The 19,184-nt window shown below is 75.0% G+C and carries 15 protein-coding genes; 10 read left to right on the plus strand and 5 right to left on the minus strand.

The genetic code is table 11. From position 1 onward, the window contains the following. Positions 1-313: 313 nt before the first annotated feature. Positions 314-838 (plus strand): universal stress protein, encoded by a 525-nt coding sequence (locus AC067J_RS30515; RefSeq protein ID WP_478304628.1) that lies wholly within the window; start codon positions 314-316, stop codon positions 836-838. Between the two features lie 112 nt (positions 839-950). Here AC067J_RS30515 and AC067J_RS30520 read toward each other — a convergent pair whose 3' ends face one another. Beyond that, a complete protein-coding gene (locus AC067J_RS30520) occupies positions 951-1,250 on the minus strand; it encodes a chaplin family protein (RefSeq protein ID WP_478304630.1) in 300 nt (99 codons plus the stop codon). Positions 1,251-1,632: 382 nt separating this feature from the next. On the opposite strand from AC067J_RS30520, the gene AC067J_RS30525 reads away from it, so the two are divergent. After that, positions 1,633-1,920, plus strand: coding sequence for a hypothetical protein (locus AC067J_RS30525; RefSeq protein ID WP_478304632.1), 288 nt, complete (start codon positions 1,633-1,635; stop codon positions 1,918-1,920). Positions 1,921-2,050: 130 nt separating this feature from the next. On the opposite strand, the gene AC067J_RS30530 is transcribed toward AC067J_RS30525, so the two are convergent. From AC067J_RS30530 to AC067J_RS30545, 4 genes are all read right to left on the minus strand, one after another. Continuing rightward, positions 2,051-3,079 (minus strand): pentapeptide repeat-containing protein, encoded by a 1,029-nt coding sequence (locus AC067J_RS30530; RefSeq protein WP_478304634.1) that lies wholly within the window; start codon positions 3,077-3,079, stop codon positions 2,051-2,053. Further along, positions 3,076-3,654: an RNA polymerase sigma factor gene (locus AC067J_RS30535; protein WP_478304636.1), complete on the minus strand. Its 579-nt coding sequence runs from the start codon at positions 3,652-3,654 to the stop codon at positions 3,076-3,078. Before AC067J_RS30535 ends, AC067J_RS30530 begins: the two co-directional genes overlap by 4 nt. After that, entirely contained in the window at positions 3,647-3,889 is a 243-nt protein-coding gene (locus AC067J_RS30540) for a hypothetical protein (protein ID WP_478304638.1), read from the minus strand. The genes AC067J_RS30535 and AC067J_RS30540 overlap by 8 nt, the downstream gene beginning before the upstream one ends. A 160-nt stretch (positions 3,890-4,049) precedes the next feature. Then, the gene (locus tag AC067J_RS30545; protein WP_478304640.1) at positions 4,050-6,995 is read right to left on the minus strand and encodes a helix-turn-helix transcriptional regulator; all 2,946 of its coding nucleotides are present in this window, start codon (positions 6,993-6,995) and stop codon (positions 4,050-4,052) included. Between the two features lie 553 nt (positions 6,996-7,548). Here AC067J_RS30545 and pdxR point away from each other — a divergent pair. From pdxR to yidD, 8 genes are all read left to right on the plus strand, one after another. Continuing rightward, positions 7,549-8,946 carry a MocR-like pyridoxine biosynthesis transcription factor PdxR gene (pdxR, locus tag AC067J_RS30550; RefSeq protein ID WP_478304868.1) on the plus strand — a complete coding sequence of 466 codons (1,398 nt, stop codon included), beginning with the start codon at positions 7,549-7,551 and terminating at the stop codon, positions 8,944-8,946. A 337-nt stretch (positions 8,947-9,283) separates the two neighbouring features. Beyond that, on the plus strand, positions 9,284-9,793 hold the full coding sequence (locus AC067J_RS30555) for a hypothetical protein (RefSeq protein WP_478304641.1): 510 nt from the start codon (positions 9,284-9,286) through the stop codon (positions 9,791-9,793). Between the two features lie 238 nt (positions 9,794-10,031). After that, positions 10,032-10,859, plus strand: a complete 828-nt coding sequence (locus AC067J_RS30560; protein ID WP_478304643.1) for a DUF1963 domain-containing protein — start codon at positions 10,032-10,034, stop codon at positions 10,857-10,859. Positions 10,860-11,212: 353 nt separating this feature from the next. Continuing rightward, positions 11,213-12,313, plus strand: a complete 1,101-nt coding sequence (locus AC067J_RS30565; RefSeq protein ID WP_478304645.1) for a hypothetical protein — start codon at positions 11,213-11,215, stop codon at positions 12,311-12,313. A gap of 199 nt (positions 12,314-12,512) precedes the next feature. Next, on the plus strand, positions 12,513-14,024 hold the full coding sequence (locus tag AC067J_RS30570) for a KamA family radical SAM protein (RefSeq protein ID WP_478304647.1): 1,512 nt from the start codon (positions 12,513-12,515) through the stop codon (positions 14,022-14,024). Between the two features lie 437 nt (positions 14,025-14,461). Further along, positions 14,462-15,868 carry a family 2B encapsulin nanocompartment shell protein gene (locus tag AC067J_RS30575; protein ID WP_478304649.1) on the plus strand — a complete coding sequence of 469 codons (1,407 nt, stop codon included), beginning with the start codon at positions 14,462-14,464 and terminating at the stop codon, positions 15,866-15,868. A 1,562-nt stretch (positions 15,869-17,430) separates the two neighbouring features. Further along, the gene (locus AC067J_RS30580) at positions 17,431-18,204 is read left to right on the plus strand and encodes a bestrophin-like domain (protein WP_478304651.1); all 774 of its coding nucleotides are present in this window, start codon (positions 17,431-17,433) and stop codon (positions 18,202-18,204) included. 110 nt (positions 18,205-18,314) lie between these two features. Next, on the plus strand, positions 18,315-18,881 hold the full coding sequence (yidD, locus tag AC067J_RS30585; protein WP_478304653.1) for a membrane protein insertion efficiency factor YidD: 567 nt from the start codon (positions 18,315-18,317) through the stop codon (positions 18,879-18,881). The last annotated feature ends 303 nt before the right edge of the window (positions 18,882-19,184 follow it).

A 19,184-nucleotide genomic window follows, 5' to 3' on the forward strand; every position in this document is an offset into this window, starting at 1 on the left:
GGGTGGTGGTGGGGGTTTCAAGGATTCGTAGGTTTAGGCACGTCAGGGTGCTGTTACCGGTCGTATTGATCTAGGAAATGGGGTGTTTTGAAGGCATATGTCCGCATTTTCAAGATCGTTTTGGGGGTGGAAGTGGTCCGGGCCACAGGGATGGGGCTGTGAGGCCGCTTACATCGTCGACGGTGGGTGACGGTCCCTCTGCCGGGGGTGGTGGAGAGGGTGGTGGGCGACCCGGCTCCGGGTGGCCCGCACCACAGCCCTCACCCGCCGTGCCCCGTGCCCTCACCCGGTGTGTCCGGCATAGCCTCGGGCCATGAGCAACGAGAGCGATGCGCAGTGGGACGCGGAGGCCTTCGAGGGCGCCGGGGAGCCGGATGCGGCGGCCGCGCCCGCCGGGTTCGAGCTGGGGACGGACGGGCCCAAGGTGATCCTGGCCGGGCTGGACGGCTCGGACTCGGCGTGGCGGGCCACCGCCTACGCGGCGGGCCTCGCCCGGCGGCAGAACGCCACCCTGGCGGTCGCGTACATCCAGCCCGTGCTCGGTGCGGCCACCGCGCTCGCGGGCGCGGCGGTGGAGGAGACCACCCGGGAGATCGCCGACGAACTGCTCGACGCGCTGCGCGAGGCCGAGCACCGGCTGCGCGACGTCTGGCGCCTGGACTGGCGCTTCCTGACCGTCCGGGGCGACCCCTTCACGGGCCTGGCTCGGATGGCGGACGAGCTGCGCGCGGACGCGGTGGTGGTCGGCGCCTCCGAGCAGGCGGGGCACCGGGTGATCGGCTCGGTCGCGGTGCGGCTGGTGAAGGCGGGGCGCTGGCCGGTCACGGTGGTGCCGTAGCGGACGCGGCGGACGCCGCGGACGGCGGCCGACGGCGGAGGGCCGCGGTCCCGGGCGGAAGCCGGGGCCGCGGCCCTCAGTGCTGCGGAAGGGGGAGTGGGGTGGGAGGCGGCTAGAGCACGGAGACGCCGTTGCCGCAGATGTTGATCGGGATGCTGATCGGGATCTGGATCTGGTTGCCGGAGAGCACGCCCGGGGAGCCCGCCACGACACCGCTGGCGTAGGCGCCGCCGGTGTTGATACAGGTGGTCCCGCCACCCCCGCCGAAGAAGGCGGAGTCGGACGGCGCGGGCTGGGCGGGGGCGCTGTACCCGGAGTCGTCGCAGCCGCCGGCGAAGGCGGGGCCGGCGGAGAGGACGGCCAGCGCGGCGCTGAGACCGGCGGCGAGCAGGTACTTCCTGGTGTTGGTCATGCGGAAGGAATAGCCAGCCGACACGCCCATGACGACATAATCCGACCATCCGATCACCCGATCGCAGGCGGAAGCCCACACCGATGCAGCAGTCCCGCCGCCCGCCCGGCGTACCGGACGTGCCGCTGCGGGCGGCCCTCCCGCCCGGCGCCCGGCCTCCCCTGCCCGGCGCCCGGCCTCCCCCACCCGCTGCTCGCGGCCGCCCGCCGCCCGCCGCCCGCCGCTCGCCGCTCGGCTCCCGCGCCCCGGTCCCGGGCCTCGCGGCAGGGCACGAACGGGACGCCGGCCCCGTGCTTCCGGGACATCCGGCCCCCGACGCTCGACACACGGGCCGGAACCGCGGCCCGCGGCCACCCCGGCCACGGCACGAACGGGAGACCGCATGTACGCGCACTGGGGCACCTTCACCAAGAACGACAACCTCGGCAGCTGTCTCGGCCTGGCCCAGACCGCCCTCCAGCGGCAGGGCTTCCAGGTCTACGACCTGGCCGGCAACGGCGACTACCAGGTGATCGGAGGCAACGGCGACGTGATCGCCACCATCGTCTGCGTCCCGCAGGCCGGGAACATCTGGCTGACCGTGAGTGCCTACTCCACGGACTCGACGCTGGCCGAGCGCACCCGCAACGACGTGCGCTCGTACATCGTCAACTCGGTCCGCATCGACTGACACCGCACACCGCGCCGGGTCCCCGTCGCGCCGGGGCCCGGTCCGGTCCGGGGCCCCGTTGCGGCCGACCGGCGTGCCGGTCATCGGCACGGGGTGGGCGGCCACTGCCCACCCCTGTCGCGCGCACGCCTCACACCCGGGTGAAGTCGGTAGCCGAGGTCCCCGGGCGGATCACGTAGACGCCGGAGCCGACCGGGGTCTCCTGCGAGCCGTTCTTGAGCTGGTCGACATCGGTCGCGGCAGGCCACCGAGTGCCGTGGACCGACCAGCGCATGCCGGTGAGGTCCGCCCGGGTCAGATCCACGCCGCTCAGGTCGGCCCCTGTGAAGTCGTCGAGGAGGCCGTCCAGCAGACCGGTCCCGAGGTCCGCGGCGTCCGGTAGGCCGAGCAGCGTGCCCGCCGCGAGGTCGAGGTCGCGGGCCAGGGCGTGGGCGAGGTCCCACGCGAGGTCGCGGGCGAGGTCGCGGGCCAGGGCGTGGGCGAGGTCCCGGGCGCGGTGGTGGGCGAGGTCGCGCGCCAGGTCGTGGGCGAGGTCGTGGGCGAAGTCGTGGGCGAGGACACGAGCCAGGACGAGCGCTCGGTGGTGGACGTCGTCGGCGTGGCGGAGGGCGAAGTCGACGGCCAGGTGGAGTTCGCGAGCGAGGGTGACGTCGCGGGGGAGCGCGATCGAGTGGCCGAGATCGTAGGCGAGCGTTCGGGACAGGGAGTGGGCGAGGGTGAGGGCGTGGGCGAGGTCCCGGTCGAGGTGGACGGCCAGGTCGACGGCCCGCAGGACGAGCCCGCCCCGGATGCTGGCGATGATGACGGGGTCACGGCGCAGGGTGAGCCGCGCCCAGGGGTCCAGGGCCTCGACGACGCGGACGAGGTCCCTGCCGCCCTGATCCCCGCCGCCCTGATCCCCGCCCCGACCGGCCACCGCCGGCGACTCGATCGGTGCTCCCCGGTCCGCCCGGAGGACCGCGGCCAGGCCTGCTTCGAGGTCGAGCGCGTCTCCGAGGGAATCGACGAGAGCGGCGTGGCGGGCGTGCACCATGACTTCCCGGAGCCCTGATCCCGTGTCGAGGAAGCCCGCGAGGCCGTGCACCAGCTCCACCTGCTGCGCGCCGAGCCACCGGTTGACCGCCTCGTCATCCGGAACGGACGCCGACGGATTGGTCATGAGTCCTCCTCTCGGGCCTTCATCCGAAGGGCGACCGCACGGCGTGCCTTCATCAGATTGGCGCGCACCGCGGCGGATTCGATGCCGAGCTCCTCGGCGATCTCCGACGGGCTGTAGCCGGACACGCTCCAGGCCAGTACCTGTCGCTGGCGAGGGGGCAGGTCTCCGAGCAACTCCACGAGTTCGTGCCGGACCTCCCACTCCGCCAGCTCCGCAGGGCGGCGCAGGAGCGGGTTCACCGTCTCGGGGACCAGGTCGACCGGATCCTCCTCGACCCGGCTGACATGCCGTACCAGTTCCCGGGAGGCCACTTTCCTGGCCCAGGACTCAGGTGACCGGATCTGCCGCCACCCCTGGAAGGCCTTGATCATCGTCTCCTGGGCCAGGTCGGCGGCCAGCCGCCCGGGAGCGCCCTGCCACATCAGGAAGCCGACCAGGACCGGGGTGAAACGGCGGTAGAACGCGGCGAAGTCCTCCCGCGTCGACCGCCCGTCCGAGGCGAGCAGGCCGCCGGGGTCGTGCGGAGTGAGCAACGGGCGGGACGGTGCCTCGTCGAGTGGTTCCTTGTCACTCACCCGTCCCGTCCCCCCGTCGCCTCGCCTGCCGTGGGATCGCCAGCATCGTCGTGCTGCCGTCGGTGCGGACCTCGTGGAACCGACCGCCCTGGGGCAGGGTTCGCGCCAGCGTCTCGATGATCTGTTGGCGGGCGTGCTCCTGACGCCGCAGTCGCAGGTACTGGCACACCACGACGGTGACGCGCACCGCCAGGCCCGACGCGGCTGCCAGGACTGCGGCCGTGAGCGGATCCATCCGCGGCCCTCCTCTCACAGGTCCGCTCCGCTGCGGACCTTCCGTGGGTAAGAGCCCGCGCGCTCTCGCGGCGTGAACCGTCGGGGCCGAATTCTCGCCCGCCCGCTCCGGAGGCCGATCCGGAGGCCGGGCCGCGGCCGGTCGAAGCCGGGGCCGGTGCTCAGTCGACGGGCGCCGGCGTGGCGCCCCCGGCCGGGCCCAGGGCGTCGCGCAGGGCCGCGCGGGAGGTGATGCCGAGCTTCGGGAACAGCCGGTACAGGTGGGAGCCGACGGTGCGCGGGGACAGCCGGACCAGGGCACCGATCTCCTTGTTGGTCAGCCCGCCCGCCGCCAGCTCGGCGATCCGGCGCTCCTGCCAGGTCAGCGTGGCCAGGCGGGCGGCGGCCGGGCTCGGTCCGGGGCCGGGTGCGGGGACGCCCGAGGCGCGGAGTTCGGCCCGGGCGCGTTCGGCCCAGCTCGGGGCGCCGAGCCGTTCGAAGGCCTCGGCCGCGCGCGTCAGCGGCTGCCGCGCCGCCCGCGGGCCGCTGGTGCGGCGCAGCCGGGCACCGTGGGCGAGACGGATCCGCGCGAGCTCGAACGGGAGGTGCGCGCCGGCCGGGTGGGCCTCGGCGAGGGCGAACTCCTCCTCGGCCTCCGGGTCGTGGGCCGCCGTCATCGACAGCACCCCGTGGGTGAGGAGCGCCAGTCTGGGCGAGACCGCCGACAGGCCGGCGTCACGCGCGGCGAGCGCGTGCCGGCGGGCCTGGTCGGCGCGGCCGGTGTGCAGGGCGGCCTCGACCAGGTCGAGCAGGGTGCGCGAGGCCTGGTGGGCGCAGGGCGCGAAGGTGCCGGGAGCGGTGATGCCGGTGGCGTACCGGTAGGCGGTCTCGTAGTCCCCGTCGCTCAGTGCCGCCGCCGCTCCCACGGCGTCGGCGATCTGGAGGAGGAACCCCACGCCCCGCGGCCGTGCCCAGGACTCCACGGTCGACTGCAGCTCCCTGGCGCGCCGGGACTGTCCGCGCAGGGCCGCCAGGAGCGCCAGGTAGGCGCGGCCGTGGTGGGCGAACAGCGCGTGGCCGTGGGCGGTGGTCAGCTCCAGCGCGCGGTGCCCGGTCCGCTCGGCCTCGTCCCAAGCGCCGGTGGCCAGTTGGTCGAGCATGACGAGGTGCAGCATGGTCATGCCGTTGGCGACGGCGCCGGTCTCCACCTCCCGGTCCACGGTGCGGCGCAGGAGCGGGCCGTAGTGGTGCAGCGTGTCGACGTGGTACGCGGCGACGGCCAGCCGCGTGACGTCCCACGGCTCCAGGCGCGGGAGGTCGGCGAAGGCGCGTTCGACCCGGTCGGGCACACCGTTGCCGTGGCGGACCACGTCGCTCCAGGCGTCGCGGTAGATCAGCGAGGCAGGTGTCACCAGCGGGCCCATGGATGTCAGGAGCCGGTGCGCGGCCTCCCAGGCGTCCGGGTCGGCGGCGTACTGGTTGACGGCGAGCAGGAGGTTCACCAGCCGGGTGAGCACCTCGGGCGGCTGTCCGTTCGCGGGTGGCTGCCCGTCGGCCGCCGGCTGTCCGGTGCTTGGTGCCTGCCCGTCGACCGCCGGCCGCCCGCTCCCGGCCGGCGGTCCGCTCCCCGGGGGCGGTGTGGTTCCCGGGGGCCGCCGGGGCTCGGTGCAGTGCGGGGCCTCCGCGGAGCGCCCCTGGTCCGCGGCCCGGATCCGTTCGATCGCCGCGACGACCTGCAGCCGCGCCGACCGCACGTCCCCGTCCTCGTACAGGGCCGTGTACGCGGACGTCACCGTGGCCGCGGCCGCCCCGCCGGGCGAGGCCACGCCGTCGGTGAGCCTGCGCGCCTGCTCCAGGAGGGCGGAGTGCCCGGCGACGAACGCGGCGTCGCCGAGGCGCCGCGACCGCTCGTCGTGGTCCTCGCTGAGCTCGGCGGCCCTGGTCAGCCACGCGACCGCCGCCAGCGCACCGCCGCGCCGGGTGGCCGACTCGGCGGCCGCCTCCAACGCGGCGGCCACCCGCTCGTCGGGGCCCAGGGCCGCCGCCGCCAGGTGGGTGGCCCGCCGCTCGACGTCCTCGGCGTGGACCCGCGCCAGCTCCGCGTGCGCCGCCCGCCGACGGTCGGGCGTGGCCAGCTGGACGACGGCCGAGCGCACCAGGGGGTGCCGGAACACGAAGTCGCCGCCGACCGGATCGACGTCGAGCAGGCCGCAGGCGGCCGCCTCGTCGACGCCCCGCATCCGGTACCGGGCGCCGGGTCCGCCGCCGGTCCGCGTGCCCACACCGTCGAGTGCCGCCCGCAGCAGCTCCTCCCGCACCCCGTCGCCGAGCCGCTCGATCCGCGTGCCGAACACGTGCTGGAGGCGGCGCGGCAGTCCGGCCGGGCGCGGGTCCGACGCCGGCCCGCCGGCCGCGGAACCGCTTCCATCCGCGCCGCCGCCGCCCCGGTGCGCGGCTCCCACGTACGGCGGGAGTTCCAGCAGCGCGAGCGGATTGCCGCCGGCCTGGTCCAGGACCAGCCGCCGCACCCGGGGATCGAGGCGCGGATGGCGCCGGTCCAGCAGCCGCTCCGCGTCCTCGTCCGCCAACGCGGCCACCGGGAGCTCCGCCAGCGCCGCCGCGTCGAACCGGGAGGTGACGTCGGAGCGCACGCCGACCAGCAGGCGTACCGGACTGCCGGCGAGGCGGCGCGCCACGAAGCCGAGCACGTCGGCGCTGGCGGCGTCGACCCACTGGCCGTCGTCCAGGACCAGCAGCACCGGTTGCTCGGAGCCGGCCAGGGACACCAGGCCGAGAACGGCGATTCCCAGCGACATGACCGACGGCGGCGTCCCGTCGCCGTACCCGAAGACGACGTCGAACACCGCGCGGTGGGCTGCGTCCAGGCCGGCGGCCCGCGGGAGCAGGGGGTGCAGGAACTGGTGCAGTCCCGCGAAGGGCAGCTCGCTCTCCGCCTCGGCCCCGCCCGCCCGGAGCACCAGGTGCCCGGCGTCCGCCGCGACCCCGGCGGCGTGGTCGAGCAGCGCGCTCTTGCCCACGCCCGTCTCACCCCGCAGGAGCAGAGCCCGGGGCCCCGGCTCCGTCACGAACGCCGCCAGCACCGCCTGTTCCCGGCCCCGCCCGACCATCGCCCCCACCGTCGACCCGACCGGTCCCACCCCAGCACCCACTACCGCTCCCGCCCCTTTCCCCGCAGGTGACCACACCCGTGGCCCCGGCCATCCTCCCCTCTCCGCCGGGCGTCCGGGAATTCTCGATCACGCTCGTGGCGGCCGCGCCGCGGAGCCTTCGACGACCGGAGGAACCAGCCCGGTGGAGCGGTCGCCGGGGCGGGCGGCGGGGCGGGAGCGTTAGCGGGCGTCGGCGGGCGCCGGACCCGGCCCCGTGGTCGACCGCGTTCCGGCGATAGGCTGCCTGATCATGACGGACACCCCGGTCGAGCCGCCTCGGACACCCCGCCGCCGTCCCGCCGGACAGCAGCCCCGCAGCACCGCCGACCGGCCGGACCTCGCGAGTGGCGTGGGTGCCGGGGGCAGTGCGGGCAGCACGGGCGGTACGGGCAGTGCAGGCGGCGTGGGTGCTGTGGGCAGTGCGGGTGGCGTGAGCGGTGTGGCGGCTTCCGGCGGCGAGGGCGACACCGGTGGCGCCGCCCACTCCGGCACGGGCCCGTCCGGCACCGACCTGCACCTCGACCTCCCCGCCACCGGGAGCCGCCGCGCCGCCCTGATGGCCGCCCTGCGCGAGGCGATCCGCAGCGGCCGCCTCGCACCCGGCACCCGCCTGCCGCCCTACCGCACACTCGCCGCCGACCTCGGCGTCGCCCGGAACACCGCCGCCGACGCCTACGCCGAACTGGTCGCCGAGGGCTGGCTCACCGCCCGGCAGGGTTCCGGCACCGCCGTCGCCGAGCGGGCCGAACCCGTCCCCCCGGCCAGGACCCGGCGGCCGTCCCGGCCACCGCGACCCGTCCACGACCTGCGGCAGGGCCGGCCCGACGCGGCCTCCTTCCCCCGCACCGCCTGGCTCGCCGCCGGGCGGCGCGCGCTCACCGCCGCGCCCAACGAGGCGTTCGGACCGGGCGATCCACAGGGCCGCCACGAGCTGCGCGCCGTCCTCGCCGACTACCTGGCCCGCGTGCGCGGCGTGCGGACCGACCCGGAGCGGATCGTGGTCTGCTCGGGCTTCGCCCACGGACTGCGGCTGCTCTTCGACGGCGCGCGGGCCGTGCTGCCCGCCCGCGACAGCGGACCGCTCGCGGTCGAGGCGTACGGACTGGCCTTCCACCGCGGGCTGCTCGCCGCCGCCGGGGCGACCACCGTGCCGCTCTCGCTCGACGAACACGGCGCGCGGGTCGACGAGTTGACGCACCACCCGGACGTCCGGACGGTCCTGCTCACCCCGGCCCACCAGTTCCCGACCGGGGGACCCCTGCACGCCGGCCGGCGCGCGGCGGTGGTGGACTGGGCGCGCGGGCGCGGCGGACTGATCCTGGAGGACGACTACGACGGCGAGTTCCGCTACGACCGCCAGCCCGTCGGCGCGGTCCAGGGCCTGGACCCCGAGCGGGTGGTCTACCTCGGCACCGCCAGCAAGAGCCTCAGCCCCGCACTGCGGATCGGCTGGATGGTGCTGCCCGACCACCTGGTCGACCGGGTGCTCGCCGCCAAGGGGGAGCGGGAGGCCTGGGTGAGCGCGCTCGACCAGCTGACGCTCGCGGAGTTCATCGACTCGGGCGGCTACGACCGCCACGTCCGGCGGATGCGCCGCCGCTACTGCGACCGCCGGGACCAACTGGTCGCCGCACTGGCCGCGCGCGCCCCGCACATCGAGGTCTCCGGCATCGCGGCCGGCCTGCACGCGGTGCTCCGGCTCGCACCCGGGACGGAGCGGTCGGTGCTCAAGGCGGCGGCCTACCGGGGGCTCGCGCTGGACGGCCTCGCGGACTACCGGCACCCGCTGGCCACGCCCGAGGCGGTGCCCGCCCCGGACGGGCTGGTCGTCGGCTACTCCACCCCGCCCGACCACGCCTACCCGGCCGCGCTCGACGCGCTCTGCGACATCCTTCCGACACCGCTCTGACGGCCGGCCGGCCGGCGCGGTGGCCTGGCGGGGGGAGGGGCGGACCGGGCGGCATGTGCGCGCGGTACGGCCGATGCGATCGGCGAGGCGGACGGGACCGGCGTGACCGGCATGACCGGGGGGACTGGCGTGACCGGCGTGGAGAGCGGGGAGGGACGGGGGCGTGGCGGAGCCCGGGGAGCGGAGGGCGGGGCACGAAGGTTAGGGCGCCGCACCGCCCCACGGGGGCGGAACCGGAAGGTAGTGGTCCCCGCGTCCGCTCCGCTGTCATATGCCGGTACGGGCCGGCGCGGAGGCAGCCACCGGAGCAGGCACGGCTTGCCTACGCTCCATGGTCATGCGCACATCACTCCTGAGCCGCCTCGGCCTGCCCGCGATCCTCGCCCTCCTGCTCGGCCTGATCCTCTCGGCCGCTCCCGCCCACGCCGACACCCCGCTGCTCACCGTCTCCTCGGACAAGTCGACGGCGACGCCGGGCTCCTCCGTCACCCTGACGCTCACCCTGACCAACCCGCACGACACCGCCGCGCAGTTCGTCTACGAGTCCATCCAGCCGACCTACGGCACCACCCTGAACACCGGCCTGAAGTACGCCTTCGCGTCCTGCGGCGGCAACGTCACCAGCTGTGACACCGGTGCCACCAGCGGCCTGGTCCACCACTCCGTCCCGGTCGCGGCGGGCGCCACCACCACCGTCACGCTGACCTACGACATCGCCGCCGACTCGGCCTGCGGCAGCGGCGCGCGCATCGACTTCTACACGTACCTCTACTACGAGTACGCCTCGGGCACGGCCTCCGACTCCGGCATCTTCGACGTCCCCGGCAACGAGGTCACCTGCTCCTGATCCCGCAGCCGCAACCCCTCCGGGGCGAGTGAACACCCGGAACCGCCCGGAACCGCCCGGAACCGCCCGGGCCCCCGTCAGGTGCCGATCACCCCCGTACCGGCACCTGACGGGCCGCCATCGTTCCCAGGGCCGCCACGAAACGCACGGGTGAGCGAGTACGCGGGCGGGCGTGCGCGGACTGCGGCGCCCGTGGATTGTCGGACCCGGATGGCAGGCTTCGCACATGGCCGAACCGGTGACCACTGACACGTCCGCGACCGCCCTGGACGGCGACGCCCCACCGATACCCGAGGCCGTCGCGGCGGTGATCCGCGAACGGGCGGGCGACCTGGTCGCGCCGCGCGTGCACGGTCTGTTCCGCTCCTCGCTGGTCCTCGCACCCGTGGACGGCGGCGGAGGCGCGGACGGGGCGGGTGAGGGCGGGGCGGGTGAGGACGAGGTGCGCGCGGGCCGTCTCGGAGGGCTGCCCGCGCTGCCGGCGGGCACGGCGTGGCCGGAGTTCTCCGGCCGCCCGATGCAGCTGCTCGCCGAGTTGGACTGCGCCGCACTGGCCGCGGCCTTCCGGGCCACCGGCCCCGGCGGCCCCTGGCCGCTGCCCTCCGACGGACTGCTGCTCTTCTTCCACGACGAGTGGCTCACGGACTTCAGCGGCCGCGGCTGCCGCGTCCTGCACGTGCCCGCCGGCGCGCCACCCAGGCCGGCACCGCCGAGCGAGGACGGCACGCCCGCCGTCCCGGCCGTCCCGGTCCGCGCGTCGTGGGCGATCTCCGCGCCGTCCTACCAGGACCGCGAGCTGGAGGACCTCTTCCCCGACGACTTCCTGATCGCGCTCGATCTCGCCCTCGACCTCGCGGAACAGCTGCCCCGGCCCGAGGTGCGGGTGCTCGGCTGGTGCGACACCGACACCGGCCGCCCCGAGGGCCACCGGCCACTGCTCCAGATCGAGAGCGGCGTGCTGGACGCGGCCTGGGGGGAGTGCGTCCACGTGTCGTTCTGGATCACCGACGAGGACCTCGCGGCCGGCCGCTTCGACATGGTCCGGCACGGCTTCGAGACCGCCTGACGGCCCCGCGTCACGGGACGCGAACGGGGCCGCGGGCAAGGCCACGGGCATGGTGACGGGCACGGTTGCGGGCGGTGGTCGCGGGCACCGGCGCACACGGGCAGGCGCTGGGGGGCGGCTCGGCCCGCCGAGCTTCGCCCGCCGGTCGCTCGTCGGCGTCGGCCTCCCGTCGGCTGCCCGTCGGCTGTCCGGCGCCCGCCCGCCGACTGGCCCCCGCCCGCCCAGGCCGCCCGGCGGGCGTACGAACGGCGGGAACCGGCGGACACGAATTAGGCTGGGATGAGGCCCGGAACGAGGGACCGGACACCCCGCCGGGGGTCGGCCGGGTCACACGGCGGGGCGGTGAGACGAACGTGGTCCCAGAGCGAGAGCGGGTCCCGGCGGAAACGGGGCCGGGTGAGGAAGCCGCGCCGCGCAACGCGGCCGACGCCGCTGACACCGCCGGCACGGCCGACACCGCCGCCCCCGTCGTCGAGCTGCTGCGCTCGGTGCGCGCGCACCCCGACCGTCTGCCGGAGCTGCTCGCCACCTTCGCCGTCCGCCACCGCGGCCCCCGCGCCGCCCGGCGGACCGCCGCGCTCCGCGCGTCCCACCCCGACGAGACGACGGGCGAGCTGGCCGTGCGCGCCGTCACGCACGCCCGGCGGGTCAGCCAGACCGAGGGGGCGTTCGTCGGCGGCCCGTTCATGTGGCTGGTCCCGTTCGCCTTCTGCAGCGCGCTACTGGCCCAGGGGCAGCTGCTCCTGGAGCTGGCCGCCCTCGCCGGGAAGGATCCGGTGGCACCGGCCCGGGTCGCCGAGCTCCTCGTCCTCCAGGGCGCACACCCCGACCTCGCCGCCGCGGAGCGTGCCTTGGCGTCGGGCCCGGCCCCGGTGTCCGCCCCGGCGTCCGGCCGCGCACCCGTGCGCCGGATCCGCCGCCTCCTCGGGATCGGCTCGCTGCTCTGGCGGATGGCCCGCCTGCTCGGGCTGACGAGCGAGGGTGAGGACCCGCCGCCGTCCCGTTGGCGCTCCGCCGGAGGGTGGGCGCTGCTGGCGCTGGTCTTCCTGATCGGCATGGTCGCCCCGCTGGTCTGGCTGCCGTACATGGGTGTCACCTACAACCGGGCCACCGACCGACTCGCCGCGCGCGCGGTCGGCTTCCACTTCGACGGCGATCCGGCCGGATGGTCCGGGCCCCGCCCGGCCCGCACCGACCCCGGGATGGTGGCGTCCGCCGCCCGGGCCCTGCTCTCGGTGCTCATCCCGCTGGGAGCGGTCGGCGTGCTGCTGCTCGCCGACATCCGGCTGTTCGACAGCCGGTGGCCGGTGCTCGCCTTCGTGGTGATCGGGCTCTCCGTCCTGGTGGGCGCCTTCTGGTACATCGCGCGCCGGCGCGAGCGTGACCGCGAGGATCGGAAGAGGCGGCAGGACGACGGCCCGCCGCCCGAGCCCGGCGCTCAGCCGCCCCGCTGAAGCGGTGAAGCGGCGAAGCGGGTGACGCGGTGACCGCCGGGCGCCGTCCGCCGCTCGCCGCCTCCCGCTCGCCGCCCGCCGCGAAGGTCGGGCTGAGCGGTAAGAGCGCCATGCCCCAAGCCCTCTGACGGATGGTCACCGCACGAAGGTTAGGCTGCCCGGAGGGCCGCGTGGTGCGGCCGGGAGAAGGGTGACACGGGTGCGAACCGTACGAGACCAGCGTGTGAACGGCGGGCCTGCCGACGCCGCCGGCACCACCACCGGCGCCGACATCACCATCACCATCACCACCGCCGCCGCAGGCGACGGCGACGGCGCGGACACCGCCGCAGACGCGGGCAAGGACACCGCCGCGGGCGCGGGCGCCGCCGGGCCGGTGCCCGCCACCGGCCGACGACCCAAGCTGCGGGCGATACCCGGCCACCGGCTCGCCGCGCTGCCGCAGCTCGCCGGGGCTGCCGAGCGGCTGCGGCACGAGATCGCGGTGGTCGCGGCCGTGCTGCCGTTCAAGGTGAACAACCACGTCCTGGAGGAGCTGATCGACTGGCGGCGCGTCCCCGACGACCCGATGTACCGCCTGACCTTCCCGCACCGGGAGATGCTCCCGGCGGAGCTCTTCGACCGGATCTCCGCGTTGATCACCGCCGGCGCCCCGCGCGAGCGGCTCGCCGAGGCCGTCGCGGCCGCCCGGCGCGCGCTCAACCCGCACCCGGGCGGGCAGTTGGAGGAGAACATCCCGGAGCTGGACGGCCGTCCGGTGCCCGGCCTCCAGCACAAGTACCGCGAGACGGTGTTGCTGTTCCCCGCCCAGGGCCAGAGCTGCCACGCCTACTGCGGCTACTGCTTCCGCTGGGCCCAGTTCGTCGGTGAGCCGGACCTGCGGCAGAGCCTGCCCGGTCCGGCGACCGCGCTGGACTACCTGCGGGCCCACCACGAGGTCTCCGACGTGCTGATCACCGGCGGCGACCCGCTGATCATGTCCACCGCGCGGCTGGCCGGATACGTCGAGCCGCTGCTCGGCCCCGGCACCGAGCACCTGCGCACGATCCGGCTGGGCACCAAGTCGCTGGCCTGGTGGCCGCACCGGTTCACCACCGACCCGGACGCCGACGAGCTGCTCCGGCTGTTCGAACGCGTGGTCGCCACCGGACGGCAGGTGGCGGTGATGGCCCACGTCAGCCACCCGCGGGAGCTGGCCGGCGAGGCGGTCCGGGCGGCCGTCGAGCGGATCCGGTCCACCGGTGCGGTGATCCGTGCCCAGGCGCCGCTGATCAGGCACGTCAACGACGACCCGGACGTCTGGGCCGCGATGTGGCGTGACATGGTGCGGCTCGGCATCGCGCCGTACTACCTGTTCGTCGAGCGGGACACCGGGGCGAGCTCCTACTTCGAGGTGCCGCTGGCCAGGGCGGTGGAGATCTACCGCGACGCGGTCCGCCAGGTGTCGGGGCTGGAGCGGACGGCGCGCGGGCCGGTGATGTCGGCCGGTCCGGGGAAGGTCTGCCTGGACGGCGTCGCTGAGATCGCGGGCGAGCGGGTCTTCGTCTGCCGGTTCCTGCAGGCCCGCGAGCCCGAACGGGTGGGCCTGCCGTTCTTCGCCCGGTACGACGAACGGGCCACCTGGTTCGACCAGTTGAGGCCCGCCTCGTTCGAGCGGCGGCCCTGGTTCGCGGGGGAGCCGCAGCCGGCGGGGGAGCCGGCGCTGGTCTGAGCGGTCCCCGCGGTCACCTCTGTTCGACGAGCGAACACCTGTTCCCTGCGCCCGCACCCCACCTGCTGGGGTGCGGGCGTTCGCGCTGCTCCGTTCGGGTGGGGTGAATCGTTCCTACGTCTGGACGATTCGCATGCGCAGAAACGTGCCGTCCGGGTGACGTGCGGCCGGCGGATTCAAACCCTCCGCTCGGAGAGATTCACCCTATCGGGGGGCACTCCACCGCCACACGAGATCGGCCGGGCCTTGGTGATCTAGGGTTCCCGGTGGATCGCCCGAGCGGGCGCGCCGAATCGCGAACATCGCCAACACCCCTGCCAATACGCGTATCTGATGATCCGTCGAGACCGTTTCTCGGCCGCCGCTCCGACCGGGCGGCGGGTCGGCGCGACCTGACCAGACGACGTGACCTGACCAGATGAAGGAGAACCCTGCCGATGCCCGTGGAGACCAGCCCGGAGACACAGCAGGTGGTGCAGTCGAGCCTCACGACGGCCGCTGCCCGCAATCTCGCCACCACCACCAAGTCCGCGCCGCAGATGCAGGAGATCACCTCCCGCTGGCTGCTCAAGGTGCTGCCCTGGGTGCAGGCCGCCGGTGGCGCCTACCGGGTGAACCGCCGCCTCACCTACACCGTCGGCGACGGCCGGGTCGAGTTCATCAAGACCGGTTCCGAGGTCCGGGTCATCCCGCAGGAGCTGGGTGAACTCGCCCTGCTGCGCGGCTTCGAGGACGACGAGGTGCTCACCGCGCTCGCCGACCGGTGCGAACAGCGGGACTTCGGCCCGGGCGAGGTGCTGGCCGAGCGCGGCACGCCCGCCGACCGGATCTACCTGATCGCGCACGGCAAGATCAACCAGATCGGCACCGGCAAGTACGGTGACGAGACGGTGGTCAGCGTGCTCGCCGACGGCGACCGCTTCGGCGAGCAGGCGGTGCTCGACGCCGACGCCGTCTGGGAGTTCACGGCCAAGACGGTGACCGCGGGTACCGTCCTCTCGCTGCCCCGCCGCGACTTCGAGGCGATCCGGGACGGCTCGCCCGCCCTGCAGGAGCACCTCCTGGCCTTCCTCGCCCTGCCGCTCCAGCGCCAGAACGAGCGCGGCGAGGCCGAGATCGCGATGTCGGCCGGCCACCACGGCGAGTACGAACTCCCCGGCGCCTTCGTGGACTACGAGCTCAAGCCGCGCGAGTACGAGCTCAGCGTCGCCCAGACGATCCTCAAGGTCCACACCCGGGTCGCCGACCTCTACAACCAGCCGATGAACCAGATCGAGCACCAGCTCCGGCTCACCATCGAGGCCCTGCGCGAGCGCCAGGAGCACGAGCTGGTCAACAACCCGGAGTTCGGGCTGCTCAACAACGCCGACTTCGCGCAGCGGATCCAGACCCACTCCGGCCCGCCCACCCCGGACGACCTGGACGAGCTGCTCAGCCGCCGCCGTGACCCCGACTACCTGCTCGCCCACCCGCGGACCATCGCGGCGATCGGCCGCGAGCTGAACTCGCGCGGCATCTACCCGCACCACGTCGACCTCGGCGGGCAGCAGGTGCCGGCGTGGCGCGGAGTGCCGATCCTGCCGTGCAACAAGATCCCGATCAGCAAGGAGAACACCAGCTCCATCCTGGTGATCCGGACCGGTGAGGACAACCAGGGCGTCATCGGCCTGCACCAGACCGGCCTCCCGGACGAGTACCAGCCGGGCCTCTCGGTCCGGTTCATGGGCATCGACGAGAAGGCGATCATCTCGTACCTGGTCAGCGCCTACTACTCGGCCGCGATCCTGGTGCCGGACGCGGTCGGCGTGCTGGAGAACGTCGAGATCGCGCACGGCCGCCGCTGAGCCGCGCCGCCGGGCCGGGCCCGGTCCGACCGCGCGGCGGCGACCGGGCCCGGTCACGACCCGGCCCGGTCACGACCCGGCCCGGTCACGACCCGGCCCGGTCACGGCCCGGCCCGGTCACGACCCGAGCCGCGCGCCGTGACCGGACCCGCCCCGGCCGTGACCGGCCGACCGCATGATCGTTTCACCGGATACCGGACGGCCCGCCCACCGAGGCGGGCCGTCCGGTATCGGCCCGCTTCCGGCGCCGGCCGACCCTCCTGACGATTCGACACGGCACGACACGACACGAGAGGTGCACGGAGCCCATGCCCCAGTCCCAGCCGCCCCGACGGATACCGGCGGACGGGCAGTCGTGACCGCGGACCCCACCACCGCGGACGACGGCGCTGCGAACGACGGTGCCACGCCCCACAGCGCTGTGAACGACGGCGGCACGAACGACGGCACCGCGAACGACGGCACCGCGAACGGCGCCCGCACCGGCCGCGCCCGGCGGGTCCGGATGGCCGGAGCACTGGCCGGGACGGCCGCGCTCTGCGCCCTGCTGACCGGATCGGCCGTCGCCCGCGCCACCGGACAGCACGGTGGCGGGCGCCCCCACGGGCCGGTCGTCAGCACCTGCGTCTCCACCGGAACGGACGTCTCGGTGAGCGTCGGCCAGGGCGGCGTCGACGTCGGGGTCGGAGTCGACGTGGAGGTGGACGTCACCGTCGACCTCTCCGGGACGTCGCACCACCCGGGCCCGCAGACCCCGAAGCCGTGGCCGCCGAAGCCCTGGCCCACCAAGCCGTGGCCGCCGAAGCCGACGCACAGCCATCCGTGCCCGAAACCCAGCCCCACACCGACGCCCACGCCCAAGCCGACCCCCACACCCACACCGACTCCCACCCCTACCCCCAAGCCGACGCCCACCCCCACCGCGACGCCGACCCCGACGCCGACTCCCGCACCTACCCCGGTGCCGACACCGCCGCCGCCCGCTCCGCCCAGCCCGACACCGCGGCCCACCACGCCGCCGGCGTCCCCACGGCCGACGCCCACCCCGACGCCGACCCCGAGACCGGCGACCCCGCGGCCCACCGCGCAACCGGTGGTCCCGCCCCCGCCGGCCCCGGCACCACCCGCGCCGACGCCCCCGCCACCGCCACCGCCACCGCCCACACCGGCGCCCCCGGCGCCCAGCCCGGTGCGCCCGGCCCCGACGGTTCGGCCCGTCCGGGTCCCGCCGGCCCCGCCGGTGCAGGCCCCGGAGCGCCACCACGGCACCGCGCCGACCCGGACCATGCTGGTGGTCACCGTGCCCGCCGTGCTCGCGGCGGTCGCCCTGCGCCCGCGCGGCGGCTCCGGCCGAGGCGGCTCGCGCGGGGGAGGAAGCTCCGGCGGATCCAGTGGTGCCGGTGGCTCCGGCGGATCCGGCCGCTCCTGACGCCGGGTCGCCCCTTCGCCTCCGGAACACCCGGCCCGGCCGGTGCCGCCCGCCCGGGCGCGGGCCGGGCCCGATCTGAAACAGCCCGACCGACCCGACCCGATGAAATGACCCACCCCAGAGAGGAGTTCCCATGTCCGAGTGGTTAGCGCTGGCCATCGCCATGCTGGCGGCCTGTGCCGTGGTGGTGGCGGTGGTGCTGCTGAGGCACCGCCGCGCCGGCGAGGACGAGGACACCGACGAGACGCCCGATGTCATCGAGTACATGACGATGATGATCGGCGTGGTCTACGCCATCGTGCTCGGCCTGGCGCTCGCCGGCGTCTGGGAGGCACGCGGTGTGGCGCAGGACGACGTGTTCCGCGAGGCGCAGGCACTGCACGAGGTGAGCGAGCGCGCGCAGGTCTACCCGGCCGAGTTCCGCGACAAGGTCCGCGCCGACGTCGACGCCTACGTCTCCTACGTGGTCGACGTCGAGTGGTCGTACATGCGTGAGAACGGCGAGATCTCCGACCGGGGCACCGAGTTGCTGGCGAAACTGCGCAGCGACGTCGCGACCCGTCCGCCGGCCACCGACCTGGAGGCCCAGGCCTACCAGCCGATCATGGACCGGATCGGCATCGCTGACGACGCCCGCAACGCCCGCGGCCAGAACGCCGGGCCGACCATGCCGGGCGTGGTCTGGTTCGGCCTGATCGTGGGTGCCCTGGTGACGGTCGGGATGGTGTTCGCCCTGCAGATCCGACGCTCGGCGCGGGAGCTGCTGCTCGCCGGGATGTTCAGCGCGCTGATCGCCTTCCTGCTCTTCCTGATCTGGGACTTCGACGATCCGTTCGGCAGGAGTGTCTCCGTCACCACCGAGACGTTCACCGACCTCTTCCCCACCCTGGGTGGCGGGGAGGGCTGACCGCCCGCGCGTACCGTTCACCGGGCGGTCCCCCGCGGCTCCGGCCTTCGATAGTCTGATCGAGCCGTCGGGGGTCGGCCCCGGGGGTGTGCCGAGAGGAACCGTCAGCCGTGGCCTACCAACCGCCCCACCAGGGCGACCCGTACCCGACGACCCAGCGCCCCGGCCGCGCCTGGTGGTGGCTGCCGGCGGAGGAACGCCGGAAGCGGCGCCGCCAGCGCAAGGAGTGGGAGGCCTACCTCCGGAAGCACGGGGAGAGGAAGAAGGACGACGACTGCGGCAACCTGGACTGCGGTGGCGGCGGAGGCGGCTGCGACGGCCCCTGCCTGATCGCGATGCTCCCGGTGATGATGGCCTCGGGTATCCGGTTCGCGCTCACCGGCGGCCGCGGCAGACGGTCGGGCGGGGCGGCGAACCGGGTCGACCCGGCCGCACCGGTGCCCGGAGGCTTCGCGGCCGGCGTGCTGTACGGCGCCGTGCGGTACTACCGGGCCGAGATCAGCCCCGGGCGGCCGGCGTGCTGCCCGTACACGCCGACCTGCTCGACCTACGCCGTCCAGGCGCTGCACCGACACGGGGCGGTGCGCGGCGCCCGGCTGACCATCGGCCGGCTGCGGAGCTGCCGGCCGGGCGTCGCCCGCCGGGGCGGCGGCATCGACCCGGTGCCGGAGCGCTGATCCGGAACCGGGGCGGAGCACCGGTCCGGTCCCGGAGCGGAGCGCCGGTCCGGTATCGAAGTGCTGACCCTGGCCCCGAAGTTGCGGCGCCTGGCCCCCAGCGCTGACGTTGTGCCGGAGCTCTGGTGGCTCCGGCGGGGCAGGGCCCGGGGGGCGACGACTTTGCAAAGCCGTTCCGCACTTTGCAAAGTGCGGAACGGCTTTGCAAAGAGCGGGCGGAGGGGCCGTGCGGATCACCCGTCGAGCAGTGATCCGCACGCCCCCGCCTCCGCCCCGCCTCCGCCCCGCCTCCGCCCCGCCTCC

The organism is Kitasatospora sp. NPDC042419, assembly GCF_056437345.1.